The organism is Alicyclobacillus shizuokensis NBRC 103103, assembly GCF_001552255.1.
GTDB lineage: Bacteria > Bacillota > Bacilli > Alicyclobacillales > Alicyclobacillaceae > Alicyclobacillus_G > Alicyclobacillus_G shizuokensis.
This window is the reverse complement of the sequence record NZ_BCQV01000074.1, coordinates 1-7,028: the sequence shown is the minus strand read 5'-3', so window position 1 is coordinate 7,028 and position 7,028 is coordinate 1. Positions and strand designations below refer to the sequence as shown.

At 51.3% G+C, this 7,028-nt stretch carries 5 protein-coding genes and 1 pseudogene; 5 read left to right on the top strand and 1 reads right to left on the bottom strand.

Annotated elements, in window-relative coordinates:
- The 5 genes and pseudogenes from ASH01S_RS19560 to ASH01S_RS16820 form a co-directional block, all read left to right on the top strand.
- Nucleotides 1-622 (top strand): AAA family ATPase (locus tag ASH01S_RS19560; protein ID WP_067929602.1); only part of this gene is annotated, 622 nt, incomplete at its 5' end.
- Between the two features lie 84 nt (nucleotides 623-706).
- Nucleotides 707-811: a putative holin-like toxin gene (locus ASH01S_RS18140; protein ID WP_155836526.1), complete on the top strand. Its 105-nt coding sequence runs from the start codon at nucleotides 707-709 to the stop codon at nucleotides 809-811.
- A gap of 938 nt (nucleotides 812-1,749) precedes the next feature.
- A pseudogene (locus ASH01S_RS19375) lies at nucleotides 1,750-1,986 on the top strand (ArsR/SmtB family transcription factor); the annotation flags it as partial.
- A 93-nt stretch (nucleotides 1,987-2,079) separates the two neighbouring features.
- Complete coding sequence (locus ASH01S_RS19370; RefSeq protein WP_067929603.1) at nucleotides 2,080-2,484, top strand: SRPBCC family protein; 405 nt, start codon at nucleotides 2,080-2,082, stop codon at nucleotides 2,482-2,484.
- Between the two features lie 370 nt (nucleotides 2,485-2,854).
- Nucleotides 2,855-5,122, top strand: a complete 2,268-nt coding sequence (locus tag ASH01S_RS16820) for an ATP-binding cassette domain-containing protein (RefSeq protein WP_067929601.1) — start codon at nucleotides 2,855-2,857, stop codon at nucleotides 5,120-5,122.
- Nucleotides 5,123-5,614: 492 nt separating this feature from the next.
- Here the strand turns inward: ASH01S_RS16820 and ASH01S_RS16815 are convergent, their stop codons facing one another.
- Nucleotides 5,615-6,745, bottom strand: a complete 1,131-nt coding sequence (locus tag ASH01S_RS16815; RefSeq protein WP_067929600.1) for a peptidoglycan-binding protein — start codon at nucleotides 6,743-6,745, stop codon at nucleotides 5,615-5,617.
- Nucleotides 6,746-7,028: the final 283 nt, after the last annotated feature.

Below are 7,028 nucleotides of genomic sequence, written 5' to 3'. Positions count from 1 at the left end.
CATGAATCCGTACCACGGCAGCCAGCTGAATCAACTACTGGCGGCGATGGACGGGTTCGAGCCGCGGGATCGGGTCTTCGTCATTGCGGCCACCAATCGCTTGGAAGATCTCGATGAGGCACTTGTTCGCCCTGGGCGCTTGGGAACGAAGATCCATGTTCCCAACCCGAGCCAGGAGGACATTCGCATTATGTTCTGGCGCTGGACTGAAAAACAAGGTGTAAAGTTGTCTCCGGAAGTTAAGTCTGCTCTGCCTGTGTTATCCTTGTTGTTCGAGGGTGCAAGCGCGGCCGATGTTAGCCAAGTGGCAGAGAACCTACGACGACGCACGGTGTTGGCCAAGCACTCAGGCAAAAGGTTTGTGGTTAAGCTCGAAGATGTCGTACGTGAAGGGAGAAAGTGCGCAATCAGCCTATTCCGCCGGAGGTCAGGGGTTTGTTTCTTCAAGAACACTTTCAAAAATAGGGAAAAAGCCGGTTGGAGGTACAACTCCAGCCGGCTTCTAATCTGTTCAATTTCTCCCGCTCTCGACCTTTTTATCCACATCTCCAATTGTGCTCCACAGGATACGCGAGATTTCCCCCACTGTGTCGATTCCGTAGTTTCTAGTCTCCTCATCTAAAGAGATAAATCTGATAGACTATATCTAAGCACCGAAACCTTGGGGGTCACTCCCTGCCCGGCTTTTCGGGAAGGGGGTGGGGCCATGAGCGTAGCTACTGCGCTGTCGTTGATGATCCAATTCGGATCTTTCATCGTGGCACTTTTGTCGCTCGTCGTGGCAGTGGTTCTTGCCATAAAACGCAAGTAACCGCCCCCATTGGTTGAGCGCCTCTGGGGCGGTTACTTGCCTAACGTTCAAGTCTGTTGGGCAGGGACAATGCCCAAGGCGTTGGTGCCCGGGAGTCGAAGGATGCAGCCTTCGGCTCTCTTTTCATGTTTAGTGTAACACAGCGAGAATATACGTCAATGCGGACGTGAGTCGTGAAAAGTCGCATCAAATTTGCGCCGATTGCCTCTGTTCTTTAGACGTGTAGAGAGCATCAATTTGCTATACTGCCTGTAGACAATCCATGAGGAGAAATCTTCATGAAAAGGACGATGTTAGCACTTTCCACCCTGAGCGTTTTCTCGGTCGGGGCCATCGGTGTTGTTCCGATGACGGCCTATCCATCGACTAGATCAAGTGGATCTGGAACACTGAGCATTAGCGGTTTTACCCCAATAAAACCAAGACGGTGTATTCCGCTTCGCAAACGGTAACCGTGAACGCGATGGCAGAGAGGGCTACAAGGCGACCATCCGCATTGAGGGCCACAGGATTCGGCTTCTGAAGGTGGGGTGGGTGAAGTTCAGAACCTGATAGGGATGATGTTAATGTAGGAAATGCGGTGAGCGCCAATTCCACATGACAACTGTATCCCCAGGACGCACGTATTCGAGCATTTTCATCAAGTTGTGGGCGCTCACGACGTGCCGCTTACTTTCTCCTGAAAGGTCTGTTCAGCTTAATATTGCCATGTTCTCATTGCATCTCCGGGTGATGTGCCGGAAGAACGAAAAAGTGTTCCTGATGTTCTTCACACACAAGGTGTGTCGTCCTGATACCCGTTGCGCAGCTCCTCCGAATCAAGGTAGTCATACAGGAAGATATTAACAAATACCTAACGATTGACAGGACACCGATTAGTGTCTTAAAATAAGACACTGATCAGTGCCGTTTTGGAAATTGTGGTTTTGGAGAGGGTGATGTTGACAGATAAAAGTCACATGCGGGATGTTTATCACGCCATTGCCGATCCAACTCGGCGCAAATTGCTTCGTCTCTTGGCAGATGCAGAAGAATTGCCTCTCCATGCGTTAACGGTTCACTTTCAAATGGGTCGTACAGCGGTTTCCAAGCATTTGGCTGTCCTCAAAGATGCCGGTCTCGTAACCGAGCGAAGAGTCGGCAGGGAAACGCTGTATCGGCTGAATGCTGCTCCGTTAAGGCAAATTCAAGATTGGGTATCTTATTATGAGAAATTCTGGAAAGAAAGAATGATCGTTTTAAATCATTTACTACAGGAGGAACAAAAAATGAAATCCCTTTCACTGGATTTTCGCTTTAAGAGTCCAATCGAGAAGGTGTGGTTCGCTTTAACGGATTCGAATACTCTTTCGAAATGGATGATGTTCAGGGAGAATGATTTTAAACCGGTCGTTGGACATAAATTTCAGTTTCGGATGGAGCCGACAGGAGGGTGGAACGGCATTATAGAGGGTGAAGTCCTCGAAGTGGACGAGCCTCATCGGTTATCGTACACATGGGTAAGCGCTGGGGAAAGCAATACGGTTACTTGGACGTTGAAACAGGATGAGGATGGAACTACTCATGTGCATCTCGATCAAACCGATATCAGTTCGGAGCAAGCATTAAGTGGAGCGACATATGGTTGGCAGAGCATGGCTAAACAGCTCGAAAACGTGTTAGCAGAGCTGTAACACGAATTTTCTACATGTAGGTCAATCTCTTTTCTGACGGGGTAGGCAATACGATCCGGACTCCCTTTAATCCTAACTGGCCGAGGCCGTTTCAGTCGACAGAATGGTCTATTATCAGACAGAAAACGCCGTTTTGTGCGGCGTTTTCGTTATGTAAGGGAGTCACATATGCAGGACTCGAAGGCGCTAAGTATGGCTGGGGTAAATGGTGCGGCGAGCTTAAAAAGTTGAGTGATCTGTATTTACGCGTATGTCGGCTGTATCTGATTTCGGGACTGGAAATACCACTATATTCCATTACGGGTGGTAACAGCTTCGCTGGTACTACCTCTATGAAGAATTCAGCTTTCGTTGAACGGAGGAAGGTACCATGAACCAACCTTATCAAGAGTTTATCGAAATTCGCGGGGCCAGGGAGAACAATCTTAAGAACCTATCCTTGCGCATTCCCAAGCGCAAAATCACCATTTTTACCGGTGTATCCGGTTCCGGAAAATCGTCGATCGTGTTCGATACCATCGCCGCCGAATCCCAGCGTCTGCTGAACGAAAACTTCAGTATGTTCGTCCGCCGCTTTCTGCCGCGTATTCCGCAACCGGATGCAGACGCAATCGAAAATTTGAGCATGGCGGTTGTCGTCGACCAGAAACGTCTGGGCGGTGGATCGCACTCAACGGTAGGCACCATTACCGATATTTCCCCGTTGCTCCGCCTGCTGTTTTCCCGTTTGGGAGAACCGCATGTCGGACCGCCCAATTTCTTTTCCTTCAACGATCCGAACGGGATGTGCCCGGAATGCAACGGCATTGGCCGCAGGCTCGGCGTCGACCTCGACAAGGCGCTGGACAAGTCAAAGTCGTTGAATGAAGGGGCAATCATGCTGCCGGACTATAAGGTGAACAGCATGGATTGGACGTATATCGTGCAGTCGGGGTTCTTCGATCCCGACAAGAAGCTGAGCGATTATTCGGATGAGGAGCTGGAGCAACTGCTGTACGGCAAGGCGAGGAAAGTGAAGATGCAGTTCGCCGGGAAGGCAGTAAATATTACAGTGGAAGGCATCATCGAGAAGTTCATCAACAAGTACATCAAGCGGGATCTGAAGACGCTGTCCGAGCGCACACAACGAGCTGTTGCGCCGTACATCTCCGAGGGTCCCTGCCCCAGCTGCCGCGGCGCGAGACTCAATCAGGCCGCGCTCAGCTGCAGGATCAATGGACTCAACATTGCGGAGATGTCCTCCATGGAGGTCGGACAGCTCATCCGTGTCATTCGGGAAATTGACGATCCTGTCGCCGCGCCGGTCGTGAAGTCGCTGACGGAGCGGCTGCAGCATCTGGTGGATATCGGACTTGACTACTTGACGTTGGACCGTGAGACTGATACATTGTCCGGCGGCGAGTCGCAACGCGTCAAGATGGTGAAGCACCTGAGCGGCAGTCTGGTGGATGTAACCTACATTTTTGACGAACCGAGTGTCGGGCTGCATCCCCGCGACGTGCACCGGCTCAACGAATTATTGCGCAAGCTGCGCGACAAGGGGAATACCGTCATCGTCGTCGAACACGACCCGGACGTCATTCAAGTGGCGGATCATATCGTCGATGTCGGCCCACTTGCCGGCAGCCGCGGCGGCACAATCGTCTACGAAGGCAGTTATGAGGGCTTGCTCGAGGCCGATACACTTACAGGCAACCATTTGAAGAAGCCGCTCCCGTTCAAGGAGATATATCGCCAACCGTCCGGCAAATTGTCCATCGTGGACGCCAATCTGCACAATTTGCGCAATATCAGCGTCGACATTCCCGCGGGTGTACTGACGGTGGTGACAGGCGTCTCCGGCTCGGGCAAGAGCACTTTGATCGAGGTGTTCCTGCGCCAACATCCTGAGGCGATTGCGATCGATCAATCGGCCGTCGGCGTCTCGACGCGTTCGAATCCGGCCACGTACACCGGCATTATGGACGACGTGCGCAAGGCGTTCGCGGCGGCGAACAAGGTGAGCCCGGGGCTGTTCAGCTTCAACTCCAAAGGCGCCTGCGAAAATTGCCAGGGTCTCGGCGTCACTTATACCGATCTGGCGTTCCTGGACAGCGTCAAGCTTCCTTGCGAAGTTTGCGAGGGCAAACGGTTCAAGGAAGAAGTGCTGGCATACAAGCTCAACGGCAAATCGATCGCCGACGTGCTGGCGATGACCGTCGAGCAGGCGCTCGCCTTCTTCGAAAACAAGGACGTGATCCGCAAACTTCAGGCATTGAGCGATGTGGGGCTCGATTATTTGACCCTCGGCCAGCCGCTCAGCACGCTATCGGGCGGCGAATGCCAGCGCATCAAACTGGCCAGCGAGCTGCACAAAAAAGGCAGCATCTACGTGATGGACGAACCGACGAACGGCTTGCACATGTCCGATATCGGCCATCTGCTGGCGATCATGAACCGGTTGGTCGATGCCGGCAACACCGTCATTGTGATCGAACACAATTTGGACGTGATCCGCAACGCCGACTGGATTATCGAAATGGGACCGGACGGCGGCACCCGGGGCGGGCAAGTGATCTTCGAAGGCACGCCCGGGCAAATCGTCGACACCGAACATTCGATTACGGGTAAGTATTTGCGGGCAACGGCCGGTCGGTGAATGGACAGGAGGCCGACAGGGCCTGGTCGTGTCCCGGACGTGGTCCCACATGGCCCAGGCCTTGTTCCTCGTCACTCTCCCATAAATACACCAGTATACGGTGACTTCATATTCTCGAGCCATTGCCGCAAAGTGTCACGATTAGCTTCACTTATTGATTTATGTACTTTGATGGGACTTGCGGTCTACTTAAAGCAAGTTCAAGCCCGGAATGGATTTTAATATGACATCGAGATAGCCAATCCCGCGATGACCGCGACTCGACCGACCCCGTTTTTCGATGTGGCAAGACCGATACCCCCAAAAATGATGCCGAGTGCACCGAGTATCCACCCGATAAACATACCAACAAACGGAATCCATCCTAATGCAAACTACAAATAATATCATTTGAACCAAAATCTGTACATCTAAGTCATGAGCCACACAGCTAAAACTGTGGGCTCACAGAACAGGCCGCATGATTTAATTTCTTACAGTATCTGCTGGGTTTCAATTAGTCTCGTGACCAACCTCTTCATCCACCTCTCCAATTGTGTTCCACAGGATTCTTGAGATTCCCTCCACTGTGTCGATTCCGTAGTCCTCGCTGGCGTTGTGGAAGGTGAGAACGGCAATCACGTAGTTGTGACCATGTCCATGAATGTAGCCGATGCTGTTAATGCGCCAATTCCCAGCAACATACGGAGACCAACCGTTGTTCAACGCAATGGTCGTTCCCGAAGGGACGCCCTCCGACACTCCCCAGCGCTGCCCGCTCACGACATGTTCCATCAATCCCAGAGCATACTGTCGGTTCGTGTTGTCGATGATCGAGTTGGGATATGCCAGCAGTTTCAGAAGCGTTACCTGATCCAGCACGTTTGTCTCAGTTAGGCCCCAATAACTGTCGTTTCGCATTGTCGTGTGGTTCATTCCGAATTTGCGAAGGTAAGGGGTTATCCCTTTCCCACGCCCTAATTGATTCCAAAGTTTTGATGCCATGCTGTTGTCGCTCTCTTCGATCATGGGGGTTAACAGTTTTTTCTGGGCGGCTGTCACTCCACGATGTGCGATCTGGTCTTTGTACAATAAAACGGTCATCAGGGCAACTTTCACGATGCTGGCCGTGCAATAGGTCGAATTCGGATTGTACGTGTACGTTTGCCCTGTATTCGCATCATAGACAGCTACAGAAACGGTGTCGTGGCGGTCTTCCAGGTAATCCTTAAAAGCGCTGTCGAACACAATCGAATTTTGTTGCTCCCATGAGAGTTTGACGGTACTCTTCGTAGAGTTTGCAGGATGCGTAGAAAAGGAGGCTCCAGTCGAGCTAAACAACGCATCCCAGGTTTGCGGACCTACGATCCCATCGATGGCGAGGTGATGTGCCCGTTGAAAGGTTTTCACTGCACTCAACGTTTTTGGACCGAAAATCCCGTCAGCAGTACCCGCTGAATAGCCGAGCTTGTTCAGTCGCTCTTGGATTTCCTTGACATAGGTTCCCCTAGACCCAGTCTGAATCAAGTGTCCCGGGTACGCGATAGATGTGGACGTGGAGGCCATAGCCATCGTCGAGGGAACAAAGATAGAACCGGTAGACAATGCAGTGATTGTTGATAGAACCAGGATTGTTTTTCTCACCAAAATGCCTCCTATGCAATACTGAATATGTAAAGTGTTCCTTTCTATTACTGTAACTGTAACATGTTTGCTTTCCGCGATCGCTGTGCTGCCTACTGAAATGAGGCGAGCCGGCATCATAAACAAATCCCAGTTAGGCTGTCGCGACGACTACCATAGGCACCACCAAGGATTCAATCTAGTAGACCGGTGCGGAATCATCATTTTCATATTCAACAGACGAACTCCTTTGAAATACTCTTTATGGGTCTTTTTAGTTTACTATACTGCCTGTAGACACTAA